General features: G+C 33.7%; 1 pseudogene. It reads left to right on the top strand.

Features of this window, described 5'->3' with window-relative positions:
• Positions 1 to 262: pseudogene (locus H6A07_RS09680) on the top strand (amino acid ABC transporter ATP-binding protein); the annotation flags it as partial.
• Positions 263 to 306 lie beyond the last annotated feature (44 nt).

The raw sequence follows: 306 nt of genomic DNA, 5'->3' as shown, positions 1-306 counted from the left end.
GCCTAAAGTTATGCTTTTTGATGAACCAACTTCAGCACTTGACCCAGAAATGGTTACAGAAGTTTTAGATGTTATGAAAAAATTGGCACAACAAGGCATGACAATGGTTGTTGTAACACATGAAATGGGTTTTGCTCGTGAAGTAGGTGACCGCGTATTATTTGTTGATGAAGGTCGTATTATAGAAGAAGGTACTCCAAAAGAAATTTTTGAAAATCCTAAGCAAGAACGTACAAAATTATTCTTGTCCAAGATTTTATAATGAAAAATCCTAATAAAATAGCTCAGAATATATCTGAGCTATGT

This window comes from Olsenella uli, assembly GCF_016899935.1.
GTDB classification, from domain to species: Bacteria; Actinomycetota; Coriobacteriia; order Coriobacteriales; family Atopobiaceae; genus Thermophilibacter; species Thermophilibacter uli_B.
This window is presented reverse-complemented; position numbering and strand designations above follow the sequence as displayed.